Genomic DNA, 23489 nt, shown 5'->3' with positions numbered 1-23489 from the left:
ATTACTTCATCAATATTACGTGACTTATGCGCAAACTTAATTGTTTACTTGCATACGAAGGAATGGAATTACTCGACTTTGCGGGTCCTCAGTCTGCTTTTTATGAGGCACTTCAGGGAATGGATGATAGCTATAAATTAAAGATAGTGGGCTTTGATCGCAGTATTGTTCAGTGTGAAGCGGGGCTTCAATTTATACCATCTACCTCTATGGACGATGTTTGTGCGTGCCATACATTGATTATTCCGGAAGGAAAGGGGGCGCGAAGTCCGTCAATCACATCACCTCAGTTACCTAGCGACCTGTTAGCCACGACGGAAAATAATTAAAGACTATTGCACTGGTTGTTGGTTTTAAAACGTATCACGGTTTTGCTCGAGCATTTGAGCGATGCTTTTCAGTAACGCCAACTACGTACCGAAAAGCATTTCTCTTAAAAAACTGACGCTGCGGTGTATAGATGAACAGAATGTTGTTCGGCTAGTTGCCGTTTTTTTGCTCTAGAGGCTGTGAGAGCACTTCTAATACAGTAAAGGCATTTTTACCCAAACGCGTTTTATCATTCGCCATTTTTACATCAATGGTAAAGTAAATGTCGTTAATCTGAGTTTTTACAACGTCGTTAGAGCTTGGGACGGCCATGGGTTGAGCCACCTCATCACAGCCAGACATAGTACATTGCCTGTCTGTTTGAAATACTGGAGGTTCTTCTTTCCCTGCCATTACCTCTCTCGCTATCACTGGCTTTTTGTCTACATTCGTTTTCACTATCGCTAGATGAGTGAACCCTTGTTTTTGGGCAATTTCGGCCGCTCGATAAAGTGCAAACTGTTGAACCTTATCTGCAGGTGTCTTATCCGTTGCTTTAAAAAGAACTTTATATTCATCTACTGCGATTTTCTCACTTGAGTATCCGTAAGCCGCTTTCGAATTAGCGGGCTTATATGGCGTAGGTGCAGCCACTGGTGTGGATGAACACCCCACTATTGCAAGGCTTAATGCCATGCTCATAGAGGTAAGAAGTATACGGCTATTCTTAATGTTATTTTTGATGTTCATCTCACATGTTCCTTAATACTGTGATCACTGAAACAATGACAATAATGCGGTCCTGCCTAATGTCATTAGCGCTTGATTTCGCTTTGCATTAGGCTTTGCATCAACTGCACCTTTGTATGCGCCTACTGACGCAATGCCAAGAAGGGTCTCTGGTTTGCCCATCATTAACTTACATTGCCTTTTTGCCTGTGTAAGTGCAACGTCGGCATGATGTTTTTGTGAAAAATATGCATGTTCTTTTTGTGCAATGTCGCGCATGTTAGCTTTAAGAAAGATATTCATAACAAATAGCCTCGTTTAGTGCTCGTGTCATTTGATGTATGGGTTAGAGCTTCGTTTTATTCGAAGACCTTGCGCCAGGTTTGAATTAGCCTGCTAAAGCTCAGGTAATTAAAAGCGTTCTGAGCAAGCTTAAAGAATCCAAATGCGGCAATGCTGTTTAATACCAATAAAATTAGTGGCACAGCTACATAATGTAGACCCATATTGTGAAGTATAGCGCCAACAGCAATGTTCAGAATTAGCCAGCAAACCGTACCAACAGCGAAAGCGGCTAAACATGCAAAAATGGTGACAAAGAAACTTTTTTTAATGAGCATCAATTCACTATTAGTGAGTTCGAGAAACGCTAAACCTTGCGCTTTCCGTTGAGTAAATGCCTCCCTAAATGCAGCGAAAACGTCTTTAAACGATGGGTCTGGGTAATTTATTGGGGATGTTTGATCATCATTTAACGATGAATTGTCAGTGTTATCGCCTTTCGTTTGTGTGCGAAAAATCGCCTGCGCCGCTGGCGGCGTCAGGCGAAATGGATTTTCATTGCACACGGTAAACTGTGCGGTACGAAAATCTAGCGCTTTCATGCAATTACTTCTTACGTAGAAGTGATGTTACCAGCATACCTGCGGCAAACGCGATACCTGCGGTCGCCATCGGGTTTTCAATAGCATATTGACGCAATTTCGAAGCTTGCCATTTCTGTTGTGCTAAACGCTTTCTTGCAGACATATTTTCTGCTGACGATGAAGCTGTACGACGAATGTTTTCCTCTGCAATGCCTGCACTGTCTGCCAACTTATCTACTGACGCATGAAGAGAATCTTTCAGTTGATCCGTTACCGGGTGACTCGGCTCAGCCACACCATTAGAACGGTTTGTTTTAACGGTTTGTGTTTTTGCTGAAGCTTGTGTAGCCATAATACTCTCCTTAATATTTAGGGTTCACTTAGAAGGTGCAACGCGCATACCAAATGTTAATTTCTATAATTATCAAGGGGATATATTTGTTCGGGGTGGCGAGCAGGCAAAAGGTTTGCAAGATAATCACAGTATCTTGGCAAACCCTTGTAATATTTTCTTAGCAAATTATAAATAACGGTTGGTTTAACCAATCACAGAAGCCAAGTCGTCTTTCGACACTGGTTTAAGTAACGCGCTATCTATTCCAATCGCTTCCATTGTTTTTTTACTTGCCTCATGGCCGCTTACTATTGTGAGGATGGCATCTGGTAATTTTTCTTTAAGCTCTTCAGCCAAGTCATATCCATCGTAATCAGGTAACGTCAAATCCATTAGAACATGGTCAAACTGGCCGTTCTGAGCTGCTTCAAGCGCGTCAGCACCGCAGAATTCAGTAGTTACATGGTGCCCTAAATGGGTTAAAAACAATTTTAATAGTTCTGCAGCGTCTTCATCGTCTTCAATTACTAGTACACGTTTATTATTGCACCTTTGTACGCTGTCTTTTTTAACATCATTTGTTGGTGCTGCGTTTGAGTTAACTGACGCCTCACTAGCGCTGCAAAACGAGGCTTCTTTTTCTGGCGCGTAAGGTTTGTGCATTGGCATATCAGCTACTTGCGCTTCCACATTGATAAAAGTAATGTGGTCCCCGGGGGGCAGATATTGTGCAAGTAAATGTGCAAGCGCAAAGCGGTCTATCGGTTTACCGATAACGTCATTAAAGCCTTCACGTATTAAAGATTCCTTTAGCCCTTTTCGACTGGCAGCGGTCACTGCGATCACAGGGATATTCTTACCGTGGCGACGTATTGCATGTAAAGCTTCAATTCCATTCATAACAGGCATGTGAATGTCCATAAGGACTAAATCAAAAGGCTGGTTGTGTTCATCCGCCTGTAGAACCGCCTCCAGCGCTTTCACTCCGTTTTCAGCATAGCTTATATCTGCTTTAGACTGGCTTACAATGTGACCGGTAAGTCGTCGAATTTCTCTCAAATCATCGACAATCAGCACCCTACCTGTGACATTCAAGTCAATACTGCTCGATTCGACAGGTTGAATCTGGCCAAGCGTTAAATCAACGTTAGGCTGGGAAGAAATGTCACCTGGATTAATATCAAATGTAAACGTGCTGCCTTCCCCCAGTCGAGATGTCACATTAATATCACCACCAAGCTTCGTGACCAGTTCTTTACAGATAGCCAAGCCTAGACCCGCGCCGCCGTGGTTGGCGCGCATGACATCTTCAATTTGTTCAAAAGGTTGAAAAATATTGGCCAACTTGTCTGGGGGCATTCCAATGCCAGTATCATCTACCGAAAACTTAAGTAGCGGGTGTTGTTTGCCAGCTTCTACACATTGCTCCAGTGCTATGGTGAGCGTAATACTGCCTTTATCTGTGAATTTTACGGCATTCGAGATGAGGTTGAGTAACACCTGCCGAAGGCGTGTAGGATCCGTCTGGATAAACTCAGGTATTTTAGTCTCAGAGACTACGTTCAAGCTCAAACCTTTGTCTTTTGCATTTAGCCGCATTAATGAATGAATGTCGGTAAGAAAAGCAGATAAATTTACATCTTTAATATTTAGCTCGAGTTTTTCTGCCATTATCCGTGACATATCGAGAAGGTCATTTAACAGGCTTAACAAGTGTTTCCCGTTAGAGTGTATGATCGATAACTCTTGCTGAAACGGGCTGTTTCTAGCATCGTCAATCAGGAGCTCTGTATAGCCTAAGATAGAGGTGAGGGGAGTGCGTAACTCGTGACCTAAGTGCGCAAGAAATTTGTCCTTCGCCTTATTTTTTTGCTCTACTTTATTGCGCTCAATACGCTCGTTCTCAATGTCGCGCCTTACCATGGCGTAGCGAATAGTGCGCATAAAGCGTGGCGATTCAATTTCTGATTTTTGCAAATAATCTGCGGCCCCAGCGCGCATAACCATTTCATCTACGGTAGCGTCTGATTGTCCTGTTAATATAACCACAGGTAGGCTAAATTGATTTGATTTTAGAACACCCAAAACATCAATGGCATTTTCAGCGCCCAGCAAATAGTCAAGCAAGCATAGATCAAAATCTTCAGTCTTGAGCGCTTCCACGGCATCAAGGCTGTTTGTCACCCAAGTTAGCTCGAACTTGGGTGACTCACACTGTTCTAGATAGTCAGAAGTTAAGAAGTAATCATCTTCATCATCTTCTACCAATAGAATTTTTATAACCTCTGACATCTAGTACCTCTTTTACTCGTGTGGCAACTCTACAAACTCAATCCAATAACGTCCTAAAGCACGCATTAGTTCAACTAAGCCTTCAAAATTAACCGGTTTAGTAATGTAAGAAGCGCATCCAAGATCATAACCGCGAAGCATGTCTTCTTCTTCCTTAGATGTTGTTAGGATAACAACGGGGATACTGCGAAGTTTGGGGTCATTTTTAAGTTCTTGAAGCGCCTCACGGCCATCTTTTCTTGGCATGTTTAAGTCAAGTAAGATAAGGCTAGGACGAGGGGCAGAAGCAGGGTCGGAGTACTTACCCTCGTGACGAAGAAATTCTAACAACTCTACGCCGTCTTCCACACAAAACAAGTTGTTCAAAACGCGACTTTCTTTTAGCGCATCAACGGTTAATAAACGATCATCCTCGTCATCGTCAGCCATCAATATATTAATTGGTTGTGTTTGTTTACGCGTCATTGTGTTTCTCCATTATTGTTGTTAGAACCAAACGGGTCGCTCTCTACAGGCATTATTATCGAGAACGTTGCTCCTTGTCCTGGTGAGCTAAGAGCAGTGATTTGCCCATTGTGTCTTTCTACTATCCTACGGCAAACAGCAAGCCCAATCCCTGTGCCTTTGTACTCGCTTCTACCGTGAAGACGTTGAAAAGGAGCGAAGATTTTCTCTGCAAAAGATTGCTCAAAACCAATACCGTTATCTTTAACCGTAATTTTTATCCAGTCGTATTCATCTGCCAGCAGTATGTCATGAGTGTCAGATTCGGTTGCTTTTTCGGCGTTAATGTTGACAGCAGGGGTTACGCCTTCACTTTGGAATTTAAGTGCGTTTGATATTAAGTTTAAAAACAATTGCTCGAGTTGTGACTTATCGCCTCGTATAACGGGCATATCGCTTACGCTGATTTCTGCTGAGGTCTCATCAATGGCGATTTCCAAATCCCCGAGTACACTTTGAATGGTATTATTTAGATCTACCTCATCAAACTCTTTACCACGGGTAGAAACGCGTGAAAATGCGAGAAGGTCTGAAATAAGCATAGACATTCGCTCTGCAGCGTTAAGCATACGCGCTAGGTAATCCTTGCCTCTTTCGTCTATTACGTCATTGTAACCAGACTCTAAACGGTTTCCGAAAGCCCTTATCTTTCGAAGTGGCTCTTGTAAGTCGTGCGAGGCTACGAACGCAAAATCTTCCAACTCTCGGTTACTTCGTGCTAATTCGTCGGAATAAAGACTTAACTCTTGTGTCCTTTCTTCAATTCGAGATTCTAAATCTTCGTTCACAGATTCGAGATCGGCCTGATATTTCTCATGTTCTCGAGAATTAATTTTTAAAAGTAGAAAAACAGTGATTATGAGCAGTAACGTAGTTGCTGACGAAATAATCAAGGTGTTTACCGAATCTCTTCTCAGGCTCATCAGGTTTGCCAAGTGCGTGCCTTGCATATCTCTTTCAGAGCTGTCAATTTCGCGAAATAGCGTTTCGAAACGCTTGTATAACTTTATGCCTTTATCACTTCTAACTAAGTTAATAGCCTCTCGCTCTCTTCCCTCTTTAACGAGCTCAACAACCTCTATAACCTCATTCACTTTCGCTTTTGTAAGCTCAAGCAATTCTTCGATTCTCACAGACTGATCGTCAATATCAGATGAAAAAGAGCTGACTTCTACTTCGTCCATTAATTCGCTGATTACCCCGAGTGTTTCGGTATAATCCGTAAGATATTCTTCGTCGTCCGTGAGCATATAGCCACGTTGACCAGACTCAACTCTCAATATAGCTACATGCAAGCGATTTACTGCATTGATAACGCGATTAGTAGTGAACAGCCGTGCTTCTAGTGCAGAAAGGTCGTTGAGCGTACTTACCACATAGAAGGAATTTGCTGTTATTACAACGATGACCAGAACGACCAAAATTATCCAGCTGTATAACGAAGACAGAACTTTAGTAATCATTTACTCATTCCGAAACATTCTCACCCAACTCAGTTGTCATATCAGAAAGGGTGTGACTGCAGTCTTTTGCACTGCTTATTATTTTATCCAATGCCGCCAACGCCTTTTCAGGCGGGACGTCTCCATTGAGTGCCATTTTCACTAGCTCAGCCTGCATAGATATTCTATTCAAAGGTTTTCGAGCGTCGTGCACGAAAACACTTAGTCGAGCAAATTCTTCACTAGTCATGTCGAATACCTCTTTTACTCTTCTTTACTAAGGTCACCATAGGCATGAAGACGGTTATACAAGGTTTTGGTACTTATACCTAACATTTCAGCTGCCGTTGTCTTGTTGCCATTCACTTTTTCCAAGGTGGCGTAAATAAGCTCTTTTTCTACATCTTCAATAGTTCTTCCCGCTTGTAATGCAGGTGTTGTACTTTGCTTTTGCGCAAATGGAGATTCGATAGTTTTAGGGAGCTCAATTTCGCTTTGTTCTGGGTCACTCATAATGGCTGCACGATGCACAAAGTGCCTTAACTCACGAACGTTGCCCGGCCAATCATAAGCTTGAAGCGTATCTAGCTGGCTTTCCTCCCACTTAAAATTCGAGCCGTTCTCTTTGTTAAATTCGGCAATGAAAGTTTTAGCTAGCAGAGGAATGTCTTCTTTTCTGTCGCGTAGAGGTGGTATTGTTATCGGAAATACAGCAAGCCTAAAGTAAATGTCTTCGCGCAGGACTTTGCTTTGTGCGATCTCTTCCATCGTTCTGTTTGTGGCTGAAACTACACGGCAGTTAACAGGGATCGTTTTCGTACCACCTACTCGAATAACGACTTTATTCTCAAGAACCCTCAATAGGTTTGGCTGCATATCAATGGGCATTTCTGTAATTTCATCTAAGAAAAGAGTGCCACCTTCTGCTTGCTCAAACACGCCTTCTTTACGACCTACTGCACCAGTAAATGCCCCTTTTTCATGGCCGAATAGTTCGCTACCAATTAATTCTTTTGAAAATGCACCACAGTTAGTGGCGATATAAGGCCCTTCACTCTCTGAAGCGCGGTGAATTGCAGCTGCAACAACCTCTTTACCAACACCACTTTCGCCTAATAGCATAACGTTAGCGCTTGTTTTGCTCACCCGTGAAATGAGTTTGTACAACTCTTTCATCACGGGAGACTCGCCAATAAGCAAGTCGAAATGCTTTTCAATCTTTTCTTCAGCCGGCGTTTTTTGTTTTGGTTTTTTACTCAGTACCGCCTCGATTTCTTCACGTTGTATTGGCTTGACGAGATAATCGACTGTAGGTCCACATAAGCCTTTTATTACACTTTTGACTGACGGGTGGCCAGTGATTAGTGTTACGCGAGGTCTCTTAGGAAGTGCATCAAGCTCATTGAATAGATGTGCGCCGCTTCCATCTGGCAACATGAAATCTAGCAGTACGTGATCGAAGGTTTCTTTTTCGAGCCAGTCTCGAGCCTCTGCTAATGTAGCGGCAGTAAGTACGTCGTGGCCCAGAAATTCAATAATTGTACAGGCAACTTCAGTAAATTCGGCGTCGTCATCGACTAAAAGTACGGTTAGCACGTGGATGTCCCTCTTTCTCTGTCCATTAAGAATATGGAATAAAATCAATATTATAGTTTTATCATAAATAACAAGGAACAATAACAAAAACGCACGGCATCCATGAGTATTTCCTCGCTTTAATCGTTCAGTTTTAGGTAGCACGCATACGGAAAATGCAACATCGACGTAAATATCGTTAGGCGATGACTTTTGTAGAGCGTCGACATTGCCAATCGATGTGAAGATGGTTAAGCGTATGAATTAGTGCAAAGTGTTACCAATTTACATGGTATTGCAAAAAGTATTCCCACCCGCTTTTTGCAGGAGCTGTACAACACCTATGGCATATTTTTCGCACAACCTTTTGCAAGAAAAGTTTCGCTAATATGAGATGTAAACGACGAAGAATTTTAGCGCGTTTATAGTGGAGAGCGCGCTTTGAAACTACTGGGAAAAAACGAAAGTTAAGTCAAAGGAATTGAAAATGTGGGCAAAAACAGCTGGAAGATCAATGACCTTGTCCGAGCTGCTGACAAAAATGCAGCCAAGAGCAAGTCAGGATTTATTCTATTTTGCTGATTTTTGGGAAGTGATGGAAAAGCGCGGTTTTGGACCTATGTTGGCGCTACCATCATTTATCGCTTGTACGCCTATAGGCGCAATACCCGGTGTCCCTTCACTGACTGGTGTGACGATTTTACTCATTGCATTGCAAATTTTACTCGGTAGCAGGCACCCTTGGCTACCTCAAAAAGTGATGGATATTCATTGTGATGCGGACCAATTAAGAAACATCGTTGAAAAGATCAAACCTCACGCTGCAAAAATAGATCGCTTTCTCATTCCTCGTTGCTTTTTTATGAGGCAGCCCGTGTTTCGTTCTTTGATTGCATTGAACTGTGTAGGTTGTGGCTTTGTTATGATACCCCTTGAGCTCATTCCTTTCATGGGCTTTATACCTGCATTAGCAGTCCTCATAATGGCAGTCGGCATGGCCACCGACGACGGTGCGGTGGCTTTGATAGGCGTGACAATATCGGTATTTGGGTTCGTGCTAGGCTTTGAGCACTTACCAGGAGCGATTAGTTAAATCTACGGTTATCAAGAGCAGGAATCTATCATGAAATCTGAGGTGGGTAGGTTCATGGTTTGGTATCTCAATTCCCCTATGAATGCGCGGGCTGCTGGTCCTAATGTGTCTCCATCTTCGAAAGAAAGATATAGTAGGGCTTTTCGTAATGCTGCATTGTTATCTAAAGGAAGGGGTACCAGCGTACCATTTTCTAGTTCTTCTTTTATAATTGCTATGGGTAACCAAGCAAAGCCTAACCCTTGAGCAATGATATCTAACGATGTTCTTACATGGCTAACCGTCCATCGCTGTTCCGCACCGAGCCAACCTACATCTGCCTTGCGCTCTGCTGAAGAGTCGCGAACCACAATTTGACGATGGGTTTTAAGGTCTTCTAGTGTTAGCGTTCTTTTTAGTTGGTGTAGCGGATGATCGGCATGAGCAACAGCGGCAAACTCAATTTCGCATAAATCCTCACTGAACCCATTTGGGAAGACAAAAGGAGAAATGCCTAAGTCCACTTTGCCACTAGCTAGCAATGCATTTGCACCGCTTAGCACAGTTTCCTCTATTTCAATGCGCAATAAAGGAAACTCTGCTGAGACTTTGGCTAAAACGTTATAAAGTAACTCAGAAGGGAAAATAATATCCACAGCAATACGCAGCGTTGTTTCTGTTCCAACTTTTAAACTATTTGCTACAGCTTCTAGCTTGTGAGCCTCGTTAAGCAAAAATGACGCGCGTCTGTACATCAGTTCACCTTGAGGGGAAAGTTGTACTTTACGGCCAATATTTTCAAACAGCGTTACACCGATAGCGCTTTCCAGCTTTTGAACCGCGTGATGAACGCTTGATTGACTTTTATGTACTTCAGCAGCGGCTTGATTAAAGCCCCCGGCATCTACCACGGCTTTAAACATACGCCATTGTTCTAGTGTAGATTTAAGCATACATCGCCCTTAATCTATTATTTAACCTTCTTATATCATACACATCTTGTGCAAGTCATTTTTCGTTGGCTTGGTTAATGGTTGGTATTGAACAGGTTACGACTGATACTTCGTCATACCCTATGTTCATTAACTGTTCTGCCGCTAATTTCGCACGAACGCCAGACGCACAATGAACATAGAGTGGTGTTGAGGCATCATGAAAACGTTCAAGTGCTTTCATCTCTAAAATACCGCGCGGAATATTAAGCGCAGCGGGAACAGGATGCTTTGTTGCTTCACTATTTTCTCTTACATCGATAAGTGCACCATTATTTTGTTTTAACTCATTTGCTGCCTGTTCAGCAGTAACACAACGTATATCAAAATTGATGTTTTCAATACGCGTCTTTAAATCAATCAACATGATCGTTCCTTAAAAATAAACTTGCACAAATAAACTAAAATAAGAAAAAGCTAATGTAAGGCTTATTAATTCAACTAGACAATAGAAATAACTGAAATTCATCGCATAAAATGGCAAGTCGGCAGAATGTCTTATACTTTAGTATAGTTAATGGCTAAATTAGTGCCCAGATACTTTACACATAGGGAGTGCTTATGTCCGAGGAAATGGTAATAGGTTCAGAAAATATAATGGAACACGCTGCGGAAGCTGAAATCTTTTTAAAGCAATTCGCAAACAAAACCCGTCTAATGGTACTTTGTTCACTATTAGAGGAGGAAAAGTCGGTAACTGAACTACTAGAAGTAGTCAACGTTTCACAACCCGTGATTTCCCAGCATCTTGCTTTATTACGAGAGTCTAAAATGGTGGCTACTAGAAGGGAAGGTCAAACGATCTACTACCGCCTTGCGGATGAACGGGTTAAACGCCTTATCGCGTTAATGTACGAATTTTTCTGTCAGTAATACTTAATTCTTTCATTACACAACCACAATGTCCGCGGTCAAACGGACATTGTACGGTCAATATGACTTCTTAAAGCTCTACGTAAACTACTAATCGAATTGCTTGCAGAGCATTGCAATGTAATCGTCCTCTGCAATTCTGTCGCTATCTACTTCTGGCCTGTTGAGCAGTTCATCATGACTTAGCTTAACCTCAACACTGTGTGCGGCCCAATCAATACTTTTTATGTCATGTGGCATCAAAACTAAATGTTTTCCACCTGGAAGCCAGTTATTCGTATCCACAACGAGCATGACTATTTTCCAACTTCGCGAGTCAATTATAAAATTGCTAATGTGACCCACGTTATCGGTGGTAGTAGCAACTTCATAACCACCTACTTCACCAACAGCTCTTAAGTGATTGCTGGTCTTTTTGGGGTGAAGCGTTTCTGAGTCATTAGTCTGCTGCAACTGAACAAGCTCATTAGGGTGTGCAAATTCACCCCAAGCTCCAGGCCCTATCCAGTAGTACCCATACCCAAAGTATTTAAAAAGGTTTTCCTCGTATTCCCGAGAGACGGGTTTATGCTCGTCTATAGAAGGACTATTTTTCAATTTTTCGACCGTCATATTTACATGTACGGCGCTCTTATCTCTATCTAGTTCTGTTAAAGCGATGGGGGAAATGACCACTTTTCTGCTAAGCGGAAGCCATGTATTGGTGTCTGCAACCAAGTAACGTACAGTAAACGTCTCGTCGTCAAAAAGAATATCGCGGATGCCGCCCACTTTGTCATCAACGGCATGAATAGAAAAGTGAGTGAGCTGTTTTGAACTTATGATCATCGTTTCGCCTCCTTTGCTAGGGCTCTTTATGCAGAGCAACGGTTAACGTTGATAAACGTCGCTCTTTATTACTCTAAGTGTAGACATTCCTTAACCTTTCACCATTTTGTTCTTGGTTAAAGTTGATTGAGATCATTAAGGTTTACAAACAAAAAAGCTCGCATTAAGCGAGCTTTAACAGGAGAGTGCTTTTTAGGCGACGTCAAACTCATCATCAGAAAAATCATCGTCGTAATCCGACTGGTTGCTAGCACTGCTATGAAGCGTGTAAAAGTGCTTTTTACCCCTAGCTAACCTGACATACTTTGCCCATGCCTTTTCTAGGTTATTAGCCGCTTCAACTTTGCCATTAATGAACTCGACGAAGTGTTTCTCATCTTCGCTTTCTGGCAATAGTTCACCACTTTCAAGTCCTAACAAGGTCTTTCCGTAATTCGTTAGAAGGTCGGCTTCAGTAATGCTGAAGTCACCTGATTTACGGAAACCATATGGAAACTTCTGACGGTCGATATAAGGTTTTGCTGATAGTCGAATAGCTAAACTTTTCATGATGTACCCAACGTAATGTTTTGTTCAGCGCACTTTTAAAATAATTAAAAACGAAGATAAAACAAAAGATTTTTCTCTTATCAATAAAAAATTTTTAAGAGTTCAAAAAGAAAAAGAATTTCGGCACTTTTGTTTAACTAATAAACAATATTGACGTAAATAAGTAGAAGCATGAGATTTTTTAAGGTTCTGATTTTGCTATTAAAGTTGGTGTTTTTAAACTCTTGATGGCTTAGCTGAACGTGCTGATATAAGCGTAATGGAAACGAGTGTGTTATGTCTATTGAGTTTCATTGAGTACGTAATCAAAAATTCTTATCGCTACGATGATTAAAATTCGTTTTCCATTTTACTGCTTACGATAATAATTGAAGTGTGTTAACAACCCAGAGAAGTCAATGAGTAAAGACTATCGTTACCAGCGTGATGAATGGGACTCGGTAGAAGAGGAAGATTTTCACGCTAAAAAGCCAAGCTCCAAACGCCAAAGTACGGTAAAGGAGAAGCAGAAGCGTGACTTGCAACGCCGTGATAAACAGCGTCGCCTGCACCAAGAAGAGTATTAATTCAGCGAGTTGATGAAATTTTATTTAAGCGCACCGCATTAAGCGGTGCGCTTCTGTGCTTTTGTGTTTACTTGCCGTATGATCTGTGTCAATTTACGTCTACTTAGATTCGGTTGTACAACAAGCATGGATATACGCTTTCTCACCACCTTTATAGAGGTGGCTAAAACACGTCACTTTGGTAAAGCTGCGGAAAACCTTTACCTCACTCAATCTGCCGTTAGTGCACGAATAAAGCTTCTTGAAGAATATTTTCACACCACGCTTTTTATAAGACAGCGCAATAGTATTCAGCTTACACAATCAGGTGAAAAGTTGCTTCCCTATGCAAAGCAATTATGCGCTACGTTGAATGAAGCGAAGCAAGAACTACAAATTCAGTCTTCGGAATATGTTGTGTGTGGCGCAACACAGCTTGCTAGTGAATTGCTGTTGCCTAGAATGCTTAGCCATCTTCACAATTCATTTCCGGACTGGTCGGTAAAGGCAGAAGTTTTAACGCTTGATACCTTGTCTCGTCAGCTTCATGAAAGGGTTACAGATCTCTCGTTTTCCACTGAGCCACTTAAATCTGAAGAGGTGAATAGCGATGTCTTATTAGAGCATGAGCTGGCGCTATACCGTATCGGAGAGGGTGCAGACTCTATAGATGCTGCAGATTTTGTAGCAATAGATTGGGGCGCTAAAGCCAGAGACTGGCTACTTACCACCTATCCGCAACTTCGCGATGCTAAGTTAAGGACAAATTCATTAAACTTAGCACTCAATAATCTACAAAGTGAGGGCGGTATAGCTGTACTTCCAACAGACGTTGAAACGCAGTTACACGCTGGCACCAAAGTGACTAAAATAGAAACCATAGAGAACGTATCTTTTAAAGTTTACGTGCATAGTATGAAGCAAGTACGACGGGTCGGACTCGCTGAGATCATACAAAGTGTATCGACAGCCTGTTAAACACTACCCCTAGTTACGCCAATGTGCCGAACTGTTCGGCACGCAAATGACAGAATTTTAGAGAGAGTCCAATGTCTCAATTACATCCTTTACTAGAAAAAAATGCATTCCAGCGTTTGGAAGCAAGCCTTGAAACAATTAAAGCTGAACAGAAATTGTTTATCCTTAAAGACGAGCACGGCTGTGTGATGCTAACCACCGACGAGGAAGATGGCGTACCGGTATGGCCTGATGCAGAGCTTGCATTATTATGGGCCACAGAAGACTGGGCGCATTGTGAAGCCATGGAACTGTCGACTAAAGAATTTTTAACGAAATGGGTACCGGGTATGACACAAGATGAACTCATGGTTATTGTATGCCCAGTTCCCGCAGAAGAGGGTGAGGTAATTACACCAGAGGAGTTTGCTGAGTATCTTTAACGTGTGATCTCAAGTGTTCACCAAAATGTAAATATTCAGTAGCAGCCGAGGACATTTGCGCGCGATCCATGCGCGGCGTTGTCGTAGCCTCAAACATTCTTTTGTGTATCTATAACCCAAGGAGGCGTTATGTTTACTGACAAACCTACAATGAACAGCTTGTTTAGCCAACTCGGTTTAGGAAGCTCTGACGAAGAAATTGCTGAATTTTTCGAGACGCATCGAGGGCTTAATAAAAGCCAGCATTTACATGAAGCTCAGTATTGGAATGAAAGTCAGTCTGCTTTTTTGAAAGAGGCTATCGTGGAAGATGCTGCGTGGGCTGAAGTTATCGATCAGCTAAATGCAGAACTCCACAAATAATTAGGTGCTTTAACACCCGTTTTCGCACGCTATATTTAACGTTATAAAAAAGGCAGTTAACGCTTTGTTGCAACCAAACATTGACGACTTGTGGTTTGTTCCCCTAGGGGGAACAGGCGAAATAGGTATGAATCTCAATTTATACGGACACAATGGTCAATGGTTAATGGTGGATTGTGGGGTATCATTCGATGAGCCCCTAGTACCCGACTATAAAAAGGGTGACAAAGTCGCTAACGGTATCCAATCAAAAGGCTCTACACACCGAGTAGTAGCTCCTGATCCCACCTTTATTGCGAAGCAGAAAGACTCGCTAGCTGGTATTGTGATCACGCACGCTCATGAAGACCACATTGGTGCTATTCCTTATTTATGGGAACGGTTTCAAAAGCCAATTTATACCACGTCGTTTACCGCCGAGGTATTAAGGCGCAAACTAGCTCGCAGCAAGCTTGCAAACCGAATAGCGATAATTGAAGTTGATGCCGGTGATACCAAGCAGATAGGGCCGTTCAGCGTACATTGGCTGGCTATCACCCATTCTTTACCCGAGCCTTTCGCACTAAAGATTACCACCCCAGTGGGGACGGTATTGCATACTGCAGATTGGAAAATTGATGCTAACCCGATCACCGGTCAACCTTTCGATACAAATCTTTACAAGCGATTGGGTGAAGAAAACATCCTCGCTTTGGTGGGTGATTCCACTAACGCGCCAAAGCCTGGTTTTTCGATCTCAGAAAGAAACTGTTACGACGGATTATTGAGCACTATAGCGCCTCTAACAGGGAGGGTCGTTGTTGGGTGTTTTGGGAGCAATATAGCAAGGCTTATTTCACTGGCAAGAATTGCAAAGAAAACAAAGCGATACATGGGGTTGTATGGACGCTCATTAATGAACATGTATGGCATTGCGAAACAACAAGGTATTTGGCCGGATGATTTACCGATAACAGACCCTCAACACTTAGGCTACTTGCCACCTCACGAGGTATTAGCTGTAGCAACAGGTAGTCAGGGCGAAAAAAATACGGCGCTTGCTCGTTTGGCCCGTGACAATCATCCCCACCTTAATTTAGATAAGGGCGATACGGTTCTATTTTCTTCTATCGTTATTCCCGGCAATGAAGACAGTGTAGAGCGTTTGAGCAAAGCATTATCAGCAAAAGGTGTTTCTGTTATTCACAGTGAAGATAGTGTCTTACCTATTCACGCGAGCGGTCATCCTTGCGAGGAAGAACTCAAATTAATGTATCACTGGGTTAAACCCAAGATTGCGATCCCGGTTCATGGCGAACACCAGCATTTAAAGGCTCACGCGGAAATTGCGAAGTTATGCGGTGTGACTAAGCACTATGTGGGTCAAAATGGTGACCTATACAGATTAGCGCCACAGCCAAGTATTCGAAGACAGGTTGTGCCGGTTGGGCGCGTGCCTATACAGCAAGATTAACGAACTAAATTAAATACAGTTAGTTTGTAAACAAAGCCAAATAGCAGTGCACCAATTTCATTGGGAAACTTATCACCAAGAGTTGGTCAAAGGTGTACTTTTTGCATTACAAAGCTAGCAGGGTACTTTCAATAAGCCTTTAAATTTCAATGTTATAACGATATCTTTTAAGATTGTAAAAACCTCGGCATGAAGCTGCCCATGTTTCAAACATTCTGTTACACTTGAAAATATAATAAAAATGTAAATTGTGCGATCCATTCGTGATGAAGTGTTTTACCTACCTTTTTCTTTTGGCTTTTTCTGTTTGTTTAGGTGCAGTGGCATCTCCTCGGTTATCTAACCCTGTTTTTCAGTCTCTCTCGACAAAAAATGGCCTGCCTCAAGATGTCGTGAATGACATTCTTATAAGCGAAGATGGATTTGTATGGATTGCCACTGAAGGTGGCTTAGTGCGGTGGGACGGCGTAAGAACTAAACTCGTAACAGGCCCAGATAATAGCCTTGCTGATGCATCAGTTCATCGGCTAGCGCTGCAAGGCTCAGAAGCGCTTTGGTTCAGTATCTATGGGCGAGGAAATTTTTATCTTGATTTAACCACACAAAATGTCGTTCAAATAGCGCCCACGAAATATCATGACATAGAAGGGGTTGTGCAACATGCCGAGACATTTCATTGGTATACGCCAAGCAAACTTGTTATTGCACTAAACGAAGAAGTGCAACTATTTGATACAGAAAAAAACGAAATAACCCGCATTGCTGAATTGCCGGCACCTTTGCTTGAAAATCAACATAGTATTCGTTCGGCCATAACTATTGATGATGTTTTGGTAGTGGCGACGACCAAAGGTGTTTATGTCAAAACTATTTTTGATGCTGAACAGCCTTTAATTAGCTTGGATTACCTAGGTGATACTGAGCAAAATATTGACAATATCAATGCAAAATTTCTGATGTTGGATGAGCAAAACAGAGTCTGGATTACAACGGTACTCGGGGTATTCGTTACAGACAAAAAAGATTTTTTAGCGCAAGTCAGCGGTGTTAAAGAAAACGTATTTACACAAGTCGCATCTGATAGAAACGTGTGGACTTTGGTGCAGCACAAAGAAAATGCGTTTTGGATGGGCACAAATAAAGGCTTGTACCAACTAGTTCAGACGGCTAATGGTTGGGAGCATGAACATATCTTAGAGCCTAATAATGGTTTCACTGAAATCTCAAATAAAAAAATCACCGCAATAGCCAAAGATGAAGCAGATAATTTGTGGATGAGTTCCGTTTACGCTGGTGCTTTATATTTTGGGGTGAAAAGCGCAGATATCTTTGCTATCCAGAATGAAAGAACAGGTGAAGAGAGTACGCTAACCAGTCATGTTGTGTGGACATTTGCTGAAACAGAGCCCAATAAAATATGGATAGGGACTGAAAACGGGCTAAATCATTATGATTTTGCTACGAATATATCCGAGAAGTTTTATTACTTCGATGACGAAGTTTATGGAAAGGGAGCAGTCGATAAGATTATTCCTTTGCAGAGTGGAAAATTGTTCTTAAGTACTTATGAAGGGATTCGGTTATTTGACCCGAAAACAGGAGAAGTGTCTCGTCCTGAAGTATTGAGTGGAGGGGAAAATACAGTTTTTGATACTTATGGGCCCGGCATGTACTTATCCAATGAGGGCATTTTGTATTTCATTGGTTACGAAAGCTTTCTGAAATACGACGTCGTTAAAAAAGAAGTTTCGCCCTTTAAACTAGACCCACGAGTGTTCGATATCAATTTTTCTTATGGTTTTATAGGGCAGTCAAAATATCACAATGACAGGCTGTTTTTAGCTACAGAAGGAGGATTGTGGCTAATCGATCCGACTACCTCGCAGCATGAACTTGTATATCGTTTCCCAGAGGTTTATAGAGGGAGCGAACGCTCCATTACGTCGTGGGTAATTGACGATATGGGCGTACTTTGGCTTGCATACAGTGGTGTGGGGCTAATAGGCCTAGATGCGGATACTTTCGAACCCCTTTATGATTTGAATGATAACAATATTTTATTATCGAACATTGTATATGGGCTTCAGAAGGATGAGTCTGGCAGTATCTGGTTTAGTTCGCATAAAGGTCTTCACAGATACGACCCTTCCACCGGTCAAATTAAGAATTTTATTTACGGTCGAGAACTAAGTGTTTCGGAGTTTAATCAGGGGGCATCGCTAAAGCTTAACGATGGAAGGCTGGCCTATGGTTCTACTAGTGGTGCCGTTGTCTTTTCTGCATCGCAACTGGAAAGTTTAGATGTTGACGGTGGTTTACTTGGCAAGAAAACCGCCATTACTGAGGTTGTACTAGGTAATCGCGAGCTAAATCAGCCCCTTAAAAACTTAAGCGGTCACCATTTTAATCTAAATTATGAGGACTATGGGCTAACCATTCACTTTTCCGCACTCGCCATGTCTGGCATAGGAAAAGTGAAGTATTACTACAAACTTTTAAATGGTGACAAAGTGGTTACCGAAGGTATTACTGAAGATGCGAAAGTAACCTTTACTAATATCGAACCTGGCGACTATGTTTTTACCGTCGCGCCCACACCTGGAAGCTTCGACTTTAACGTTCTGCCAGCGGAAGTAAGCCTGTCTATGCCATACGCACCGCTTCGTTCGCCGTTGGCCTATTCGATATATGTCACCTTAGCCGTGGGCCTGTTAGTGGCTTACTTACTTTCTAGGCAGCGTCACTTATTCCGATTACAAAAAGCACAACAGCAAGTGACGTTATTTAGTGATGCTTTCAGGCAAACTCGAGATTGGGTACTAATTTTCGATAAGGACAAGCGTCTCGTCGCGGCTAATCCTTCCTTTGAACATGTGTTTGGATTTAATAGTAAAGATCCACTGCCTAAGCAGCTTGCGCGGCTTTATATGCGCTATCCCAACCTAAATAGGCATCTTTCAGGTAAGCTTCCGGAAATGCAGGGCGGTGATTTTTGGAAAGACGAAGCTGTTATTGACGGTGCCGACGGCAAGCGTTACGACGTCTTGATAGATATTACAGCAGTAAGTGGCGAAACTAACGATGCAGAGCACTACCTTATTGTTATTTCAGATATTACCGAGCAGAAAAACGCAGAACGCAAGTTGCTGAAGATTGCTACGTATGACAGCTTGACGGGGCTGGTAAATAGAACATTGCTGCTTGATAGACTTGAACACGCCATTGGGCTTGCTCGACATCACGAACACCGTGTAGCAGTAATGTTTGTAGATTTGGACAGGTTTAAAGGTATTAACGATTCTCTCGGCCACGATTATGGCGACAAATTGTTACGTATAGTGGCGAACAGAATGCGAAATCTAGTAGCAGAGTCTGGCACGGTGGCGCGGCTTGGAGGTGATGAATTCGTTATTGTCATCGAAGAGGTAGATGAAAGCGATGATCTAAGTTCTTTCGTCGCACAAATTATCGAATCGGTAGAAACACCAATTTCACTGGCTGAAGAAGTGCTGCGAGTATCGTGTAGTATTGGCGTTGCTTTTTACCCCGAAGATGCGTCTGAGCCCGCAGAGCTTATTAAGCAGGCCGACGTTGCCATGTATAGCGCTAAGAAAGATGCATTAAGTGGTTTTACATACTTTACTAGTGACATGAATGAGCGCGCTAAAACACGTTTACTGTTAGAAAATAAAGTTAAGCGCGCGTACTCGGATAACTGTTTCTTTAACCACTATCAACCAATCATCGATGCAAGGACAAATACCACAATAGGCGTCGAGTTATTGCTGAGAAGTAAGCTAGATGGCGAGCCACTATTCCCCGACCAATTCATACCCATTTTAGAAGAACTGAAATATATTATAGAAGTGACGCGGCAAGCCATGCGCCGAGCCGCAGAAGACTTGGCAGCTTGGTATAGCCAAGGCTTTACTGGGTATGTGTCGATTAACTTGTCCGCGCTTCATTTTAAGACAGAATTCGACTTAAGCGGTGTACTGAGCCTGTTAAACGAATTCGATTTACCAAAAGAAGCCTTCAGGTTTGAGATCACTGAAGGGGTGTTAATGGACGATAGCGATAATGCTTTGAGGCAAATTAATCGCTTTGTTAATGAAGGCTTCGTGCTAGCACTAGATGACTTTGGAACGGGGTATTCATCGCTCAGTTATTTAAAACGTTACCCATTGTCGGTGCTTAAAATAGATAAAAGCTTCGTTAACGAAATGGCGCCTGGTAATGCCAACGAAGCGTTGGTTACGACGACTATAGCACTCGCGACTAACCTAAATATGAGTTGTGTTGCAGAAGGGGTTGAGACTAAAGCGCAGGTTGACGAACTTATTGAGAAATCGTGCTTTTTCCACCAAGGGTATTTTTACGCAAAGCCATGCGCAGCTGATGAGCTTGCCCCTCTGTTGTTTAAAAAGTGGGTATAGGAGCAGTATTCAGTTTTTATCCAAGAAAGATCATAAAGAGCAAAAAGCCTCATCTATAAAAAAATTAAATTTAGCGCCCAATGCCTTGTTATTCATCGCAAAGAATGTAAACGCTTGTTTAAAAAGCTTGTTTTTCAATAAAAAATAGGGCTTATTAGAAGTCTGTGAAATCATTGTAAAAATGAGCTACATTATAACAACATATGAGTGACTTATGCCGCTAGACATGACAGCAAACGCAAACACCACGGAAGTAATAACATCGCCATTAAGTATGTTGTACCACTGGGAACAAAGCCGTGGAGACGACGTATTTCTTACGCAACCTATAAACGGTGAATATCACGACTACACATGGAAACAAGTCGCCGAGCAAGCCCGAAAAGTGGCAGCACGTTTACGCGAATTCGATTTTCCTCAAGGAAGCCGCATAGGTATCTTTTCGAAAAATTGCGCTGAGTGGTTTATCGCTGATCTGGGCATTATGATGGCAGGTCACGTGTCGGTCCCTATTTTCTCGACGGCCGGTCCAGACACGGTCCAATATGTATTGAAACATGCTGACGTTCAGCTACTGTTCGTTGGAAAACTAGACAACACTGCTGAACAAGTTGCATCTATTCCTTCAGAATATTTAACGGTTGCCTTCCCTTATCCAAACATTGCTACCAAACAGCAGTGGAAAGAGTTTATGGATATCGCGCCCATTACAGACTCACCTGTACCTGAAATGGATGATTTGATGACCATCATTTATACGTCTGGTAGTACTGGTCAGCCTAAAGGGGTAGTGCACAGTTACAATACGGCTTGTTGGGCTGCGCGTCGCTCGCTGGATCAATTGGGTATTAACCAAAATGATCGCACAATGAGCTATTTACCGCTTGCGCACATTACTGAGCGCGTTTTGGTAGAGCTTTCTAGCTACTACAGCGGCGGAAAAATCCATTTTGTGGAAGACCTAGCAACATTCCAGCGCGATGTGGGGCATTGTCAGCCAACGCTATTTATTTCGGTGCCTCGTCTGTGGACCAAGTTTCAAATGGGCGTGTTAGCGAAAATGCCGCAGAAGAAACTGGATACGCTGCTAAAGATTCCAATTTTGAACAAAATTGTAGCGAAGAAAATTCGTAATGGATTGGGCATTAACAATGCGCGCTTGTGGGCAAGTGGTTCAGCGCCGCTAGCGCCGGCTGTCATTGAATGGTTCGCGAAAATCGGTATCTACATTTCTGAGGGATGGGGAATGACCGAGAACAGTGCCTACGGCACGGGCAGTGTGCCTTTTAGACACGATAAAATTGGCTGCATTGGTAAGCCCTACGACGGCGTAGACATTCGTACTTCAGAAGAAGGTGAAATCCAAGTTAAGTCGCCGTGCAATATGTTGGAATACTACTTAGAACCACAAAAAACGGCTGAAGTCTTTACAGAAGACGGTTATCTGCGCACTGGCGATAAAGGGGTAATCGATGCTGATGGCTACGTTAAAATAACGGGCCGTTTGAAAGATATCTTTAAGACTGCGAAAGGCAAGTACGTTACGCCAGCGCCGATTGAAGCTAAATTTATGGAAAACCCTATAGTTGAGCAAGTCTGCGTGACAGGCACAAATTTGCCTCAGCCAGTGGCTTTACTTGTGCTTAGTGAAGAAGCGCAGAGAAAAGACAAAGCAGGCATTGAAGCTAGCCTTAAGAAAACATTCGAAGCTATAAACGCAAAGCTGGAAAGCCATCAAGTTATGGATCGCGTTGTCGTGATGAAAAACGAATGGAGCATCGAAAACGACTTGCTGACTCCGACGCTTAAAGTAAAGCGTCATGTTTTAGAAGACCGTTTTGTCGATATCATCCAAGGTAGCTATAGCGACAAGTTAGTTTGGGTCGACGCGTAAAATCTTTGTAAGTCTTTTGCTTTGGTAATAATTAAAAAGCTCTGTCCATGACAGAGCTTTTTGTTATCAGAAGGAGGCGCAGTAAGCGTTGAAACTGTGATGAGCTATAAGCACTTCAGCGGCGCTAAATCGCGTCAAACGAAACACAATGTTCGCTTTAAGAAGGGTAGCGAGAGCGTAACCCTTCATATACTAAGTCGCTAAACTCTGGCTTCGTTAAGTCAAGGGCATCCATTACTTCTACCAGGTGCTCGTTGTCTTCACGTCCTTCCCACACTTTTACGTAAGTGCCTTCTTTATAGCCGTTATCTTGGCGGAAAAAATTGAGCACATTTTTACCTACGTACTGACGATACAGTTCGTCAGCTGACATTTCACACTGGCTTACGATGAACATGAATAGTGGGACGCTAAAGCGTTTGGCGGCGCAAAGTCCTGTCATCAATTCTAAGTTATCAAGAAGCGACTGATTTGACGCGTCATAATCTTTTCCGTCAAAAGTCACAGAAGTGCTGCCACTTGCTAGTTCAGAAGCGATATTTTTCGCAGACTCAGCGATGTCACCTTTATACTCAATAATGCAGGCGCTTAGTGCGAAGTGCCAAATATCTACTAACTCCATTTGAAGTTGAGGCAAGTCTTTTTGCTGTGCTTTCCACCATTTCCAACCATGATGTTCGATGGCTTCAACTGACTCAACCATTGCTGCACGTAAGTATCCGTAACCAGCATTTAGCCATTCTGGATTTACTTTGGCATTCATTTTGTCTTGAAGATAAAGCATAGTGGCGAGTTGTTGCGCGGTTAACATTGTTGCTCCTGACCGTGAAATTACGTTGCGTTTTCTAAAGGAGAAATTGTACTTGAATGACGATGTAGGAGAAACTGCTAATTGTCATCAGAGTTATCTCGGTATTAATTCGGCGGTTTAGTGCATGCTTGTGGTGCACTTGCACCATAGTAAAACCGTCTGGTTACAACTAAAGTATTGGTTTTTGTTTAAGTTATTGAATAGTAAAGATTAAAAAGTTGG

The 23489-nt window shown here is 42.4% G+C and carries 24 protein-coding genes; 10 read left to right on the top strand and 14 right to left on the bottom strand.

Annotation, left to right across the window (positions count from 1 at the left end; genetic code table 11):
* Nucleotides 1–26: 26 nt before the first annotated feature.
* A complete protein-coding gene (locus AC27KT_RS13150; protein WP_487130637.1) occupies nt 27–329 on the top strand; it encodes a type 1 glutamine amidotransferase family protein in 303 nt (100 codons plus the stop codon).
* A gap of 151 nt (nt 330–480) precedes the next feature.
* On the opposite strand, the gene AC27KT_RS13145 is transcribed toward AC27KT_RS13150, so the two are convergent.
* The 9 genes from AC27KT_RS13145 to AC27KT_RS13105 all read right to left on the bottom strand — a co-directional run bounded on the left by AC27KT_RS13145 (nt 481) and on the right by AC27KT_RS13105 (nt 8072).
* A complete protein-coding gene (locus AC27KT_RS13145; RefSeq protein ID WP_487130635.1) occupies nt 481–1059 on the bottom strand; it encodes a CC0125/CC1285 family lipoprotein in 579 nt (192 codons plus the stop codon).
* Nucleotides 1060–1083: 24 nt separating this feature from the next.
* Complete coding sequence (locus tag AC27KT_RS13140) at nt 1084–1341, bottom strand: hypothetical protein (protein WP_039216551.1); 258 nt, start codon at nt 1339–1341, stop codon at nt 1084–1086.
* Between the two features lie 56 nt (nt 1342–1397).
* Nucleotides 1398–1922 (bottom strand): hypothetical protein, encoded by a 525-nt coding sequence (locus AC27KT_RS13135; RefSeq protein ID WP_487130633.1) that lies wholly within the window; start codon nt 1920–1922, stop codon nt 1398–1400.
* A gap of 4 nt (nt 1923–1926) precedes the next feature.
* Nucleotides 1927–2256 carry a DUF883 domain-containing protein gene (locus AC27KT_RS13130; protein ID WP_487130631.1) on the bottom strand — a complete coding sequence of 110 codons (330 nt, stop codon included), beginning with the start codon at nt 2254–2256 and terminating at the stop codon, nt 1927–1929.
* Between the two features lie 186 nt (nt 2257–2442).
* Nucleotides 2443–4530, bottom strand: a complete 2088-nt coding sequence (locus tag AC27KT_RS13125) for a response regulator (protein ID WP_487130629.1) — start codon at nt 4528–4530, stop codon at nt 2443–2445.
* 12 nt (nt 4531–4542) lie between these two features.
* Nucleotides 4543–4995: a response regulator gene (locus tag AC27KT_RS13120; RefSeq protein WP_487130627.1), complete on the bottom strand. Its 453-nt coding sequence runs from the start codon at nt 4993–4995 to the stop codon at nt 4543–4545.
* Entirely contained in the window at nt 4992–6497 is a 1506-nt protein-coding gene (locus tag AC27KT_RS13115; protein ID WP_487130625.1) for a sensor histidine kinase, read from the bottom strand. The genes AC27KT_RS13120 and AC27KT_RS13115 overlap by 4 nt, the downstream gene beginning before the upstream one ends.
* Nucleotides 6498–6501: 4 nt before the next feature.
* Entirely contained in the window at nt 6502–6726 is a 225-nt protein-coding gene (locus tag AC27KT_RS13110; RefSeq protein ID WP_487130623.1) for a hypothetical protein, read from the bottom strand.
* Nucleotides 6727–6740: 14 nt separating this feature from the next.
* The gene (locus AC27KT_RS13105) at nt 6741–8072 is read right to left on the bottom strand and encodes a sigma-54-dependent transcriptional regulator (protein WP_487130621.1); all 1332 of its coding nucleotides are present in this window, start codon (nt 8070–8072) and stop codon (nt 6741–6743) included.
* 466 nt (nt 8073–8538) lie between these two features.
* Here AC27KT_RS13105 and AC27KT_RS13100 point away from each other — a divergent pair, with 466 nt between their 5' ends.
* Nucleotides 8539–9144, top strand: coding sequence for an exopolysaccharide biosynthesis protein (locus tag AC27KT_RS13100; RefSeq protein ID WP_487130619.1), 606 nt, complete (start codon nt 8539–8541; stop codon nt 9142–9144).
* A gap of 11 nt (nt 9145–9155) precedes the next feature.
* Here the strand turns inward: AC27KT_RS13100 and AC27KT_RS13095 are convergent, their stop codons facing one another.
* Nucleotides 9156–10076, bottom strand: a complete 921-nt coding sequence (locus AC27KT_RS13095; protein ID WP_487130617.1) for a LysR family transcriptional regulator — start codon at nt 10074–10076, stop codon at nt 9156–9158.
* 55 nt (nt 10077–10131) lie between these two features.
* Nucleotides 10132–10482: a rhodanese-like domain-containing protein gene (locus AC27KT_RS13090; protein ID WP_487130615.1), complete on the bottom strand. Its 351-nt coding sequence runs from the start codon at nt 10480–10482 to the stop codon at nt 10132–10134.
* A gap of 194 nt (nt 10483–10676) precedes the next feature.
* Here AC27KT_RS13090 and AC27KT_RS13085 point away from each other — a divergent pair, with 194 nt between their 5' ends.
* A complete protein-coding gene (locus AC27KT_RS13085) occupies nt 10677–10988 on the top strand; it encodes an ArsR/SmtB family transcription factor (RefSeq protein WP_487130613.1) in 312 nt (103 codons plus the stop codon).
* A 90-nt stretch (nt 10989–11078) separates the two neighbouring features.
* On the opposite strand, the gene AC27KT_RS13080 is transcribed toward AC27KT_RS13085, so the two are convergent.
* Nucleotides 11079–11816: a PRC-barrel domain-containing protein gene (locus AC27KT_RS13080; RefSeq protein ID WP_487130611.1), complete on the bottom strand. Its 738-nt coding sequence runs from the start codon at nt 11814–11816 to the stop codon at nt 11079–11081.
* Between the two features lie 192 nt (nt 11817–12008).
* Nucleotides 12009–12365: a MaoP family protein gene (locus AC27KT_RS13075; protein ID WP_039216528.1), complete on the bottom strand. Its 357-nt coding sequence runs from the start codon at nt 12363–12365 to the stop codon at nt 12009–12011.
* 398 nt (nt 12366–12763) lie between these two features.
* Between AC27KT_RS13075 and AC27KT_RS13070 the strand changes: the two genes are divergently transcribed.
* The 7 genes from AC27KT_RS13070 (at nt 12764) to AC27KT_RS13040 (ending at nt 22456) form a co-directional block, all read left to right on the top strand.
* The gene (locus AC27KT_RS13070) at nt 12764–12931 is read left to right on the top strand and encodes a hypothetical protein (protein WP_168463489.1); all 168 of its coding nucleotides are present in this window, start codon (nt 12764–12766) and stop codon (nt 12929–12931) included.
* Nucleotides 12932–13057: 126 nt separating this feature from the next.
* Nucleotides 13058–13888 carry a LysR family transcriptional regulator gene (locus AC27KT_RS13065; RefSeq protein ID WP_487130610.1) on the top strand — a complete coding sequence of 277 codons (831 nt, stop codon included), beginning with the start codon at nt 13058–13060 and terminating at the stop codon, nt 13886–13888.
* A 71-nt stretch (nt 13889–13959) separates the two neighbouring features.
* Nucleotides 13960–14310 carry a DUF2750 domain-containing protein gene (locus tag AC27KT_RS13060; protein WP_487130609.1) on the top strand — a complete coding sequence of 117 codons (351 nt, stop codon included), beginning with the start codon at nt 13960–13962 and terminating at the stop codon, nt 14308–14310.
* Nucleotides 14311–14439: 129 nt separating this feature from the next.
* Nucleotides 14440–14673 (top strand): DUF2789 family protein, encoded by a 234-nt coding sequence (locus AC27KT_RS13055; protein WP_487130607.1) that lies wholly within the window; start codon nt 14440–14442, stop codon nt 14671–14673.
* A 64-nt stretch (nt 14674–14737) separates the two neighbouring features.
* Nucleotides 14738–16126: a ribonuclease J gene (locus AC27KT_RS13050; RefSeq protein ID WP_487130605.1), complete on the top strand. Its 1389-nt coding sequence runs from the start codon at nt 14738–14740 to the stop codon at nt 16124–16126.
* A gap of 266 nt (nt 16127–16392) precedes the next feature.
* The gene (locus tag AC27KT_RS13045) at nt 16393–20562 is read left to right on the top strand and encodes an EAL domain-containing protein (protein WP_487130690.1); all 4170 of its coding nucleotides are present in this window, start codon (nt 16393–16395) and stop codon (nt 20560–20562) included.
* Nucleotides 20563–20776: 214 nt separating this feature from the next.
* Complete coding sequence (locus AC27KT_RS13040) at nt 20777–22456, top strand: AMP-binding protein (protein WP_487130603.1); 1680 nt, start codon at nt 20777–20779, stop codon at nt 22454–22456.
* Between the two features lie 157 nt (nt 22457–22613).
* Here AC27KT_RS13040 and AC27KT_RS13035 read toward each other — a convergent pair whose 3' ends face one another.
* A complete protein-coding gene (locus AC27KT_RS13035; RefSeq protein WP_487130601.1) occupies nt 22614–23267 on the bottom strand; it encodes a dUTP diphosphatase in 654 nt (217 codons plus the stop codon).
* Nucleotides 23268–23489: the final 222 nt, after the last annotated feature.

The sequence above is a fragment of the Alteromonas sp. 5NW40-0090 genome (genome assembly GCF_057552975.1).
The sequence above is the reverse complement of the archived record's forward strand: the minus strand, read 5'-3'. Positions and strand labels throughout refer to the sequence as shown.

Excerpts from the sequence above, each read along its gene's own strand:
- AC27KT_RS13150 (WP_487130637.1), top strand. The coding sequence starts at position 27 with ATGCGCAAACTTAATTGTTTACTTGCATACGAAGGAATGGAATTACTC.
- AC27KT_RS13145 (WP_487130635.1), bottom strand. The coding sequence starts at position 1,059 with ATGAACATCAAAAATAACATTAAGAATAGCCGTATACTTCTTACCTCT.
- AC27KT_RS13140 (WP_039216551.1), bottom strand. The coding sequence starts at position 1,341 with ATGAATATCTTTCTTAAAGCTAACATGCGCGACATTGCACAAAAAGAA.
- AC27KT_RS13135 (WP_487130633.1), bottom strand. The coding sequence starts at position 1,922 with ATGAAAGCGCTAGATTTTCGTACCGCACAGTTTACCGTGTGCAATGAA.
- AC27KT_RS13130 (WP_487130631.1), bottom strand. The coding sequence starts at position 2,256 with ATGGCTACACAAGCTTCAGCAAAAACACAAACCGTTAAAACAAACCGT.
- AC27KT_RS13125 (WP_487130629.1), bottom strand. The coding sequence starts at position 4,530 with ATGTCAGAGGTTATAAAAATTCTATTGGTAGAAGATGATGAAGATGAT.
- AC27KT_RS13120 (WP_487130627.1), bottom strand. The coding sequence starts at position 4,995 with ATGACGCGTAAACAAACACAACCAATTAATATATTGATGGCTGACGAT.
- AC27KT_RS13115 (WP_487130625.1), bottom strand. The coding sequence starts at position 6,497 with ATGATTACTAAAGTTCTGTCTTCGTTATACAGCTGGATAATTTTGGTC.
- AC27KT_RS13110 (WP_487130623.1), bottom strand. The coding sequence starts at position 6,726 with ATGACTAGTGAAGAATTTGCTCGACTAAGTGTTTTCGTGCACGACGCT.
- AC27KT_RS13100 (WP_487130619.1), top strand. The coding sequence starts at position 8,539 with ATGTGGGCAAAAACAGCTGGAAGATCAATGACCTTGTCCGAGCTGCTG.
- AC27KT_RS13095 (WP_487130617.1), bottom strand. The coding sequence starts at position 10,076 with ATGCTTAAATCTACACTAGAACAATGGCGTATGTTTAAAGCCGTGGTA.
- AC27KT_RS13090 (WP_487130615.1), bottom strand. The coding sequence starts at position 10,482 with ATGTTGATTGATTTAAAGACGCGTATTGAAAACATCAATTTTGATATA.
- AC27KT_RS13085 (WP_487130613.1), top strand. The coding sequence starts at position 10,677 with ATGTCCGAGGAAATGGTAATAGGTTCAGAAAATATAATGGAACACGCT.
- AC27KT_RS13080 (WP_487130611.1), bottom strand. The coding sequence starts at position 11,816 with ATGATCATAAGTTCAAAACAGCTCACTCACTTTTCTATTCATGCCGTT.
- AC27KT_RS13075 (WP_039216528.1), bottom strand. The coding sequence starts at position 12,365 with ATGAAAAGTTTAGCTATTCGACTATCAGCAAAACCTTATATCGACCGT.
- AC27KT_RS13070 (WP_168463489.1), top strand. The coding sequence starts at position 12,764 with ATGAGTAAAGACTATCGTTACCAGCGTGATGAATGGGACTCGGTAGAA.
- AC27KT_RS13065 (WP_487130610.1), top strand. The coding sequence starts at position 13,058 with ATGGATATACGCTTTCTCACCACCTTTATAGAGGTGGCTAAAACACGT.
- AC27KT_RS13060 (WP_487130609.1), top strand. The coding sequence starts at position 13,960 with ATGTCTCAATTACATCCTTTACTAGAAAAAAATGCATTCCAGCGTTTG.
- AC27KT_RS13055 (WP_487130607.1), top strand. The coding sequence starts at position 14,440 with ATGTTTACTGACAAACCTACAATGAACAGCTTGTTTAGCCAACTCGGT.
- AC27KT_RS13045 (WP_487130690.1), top strand. The coding sequence starts at position 16,393 with ATGAAGTGTTTTACCTACCTTTTTCTTTTGGCTTTTTCTGTTTGTTTA.
- AC27KT_RS13040 (WP_487130603.1), top strand. The coding sequence starts at position 20,777 with ATGCCGCTAGACATGACAGCAAACGCAAACACCACGGAAGTAATAACA.
- AC27KT_RS13035 (WP_487130601.1), bottom strand. The coding sequence starts at position 23,267 with ATGTTAACCGCGCAACAACTCGCCACTATGCTTTATCTTCAAGACAAA.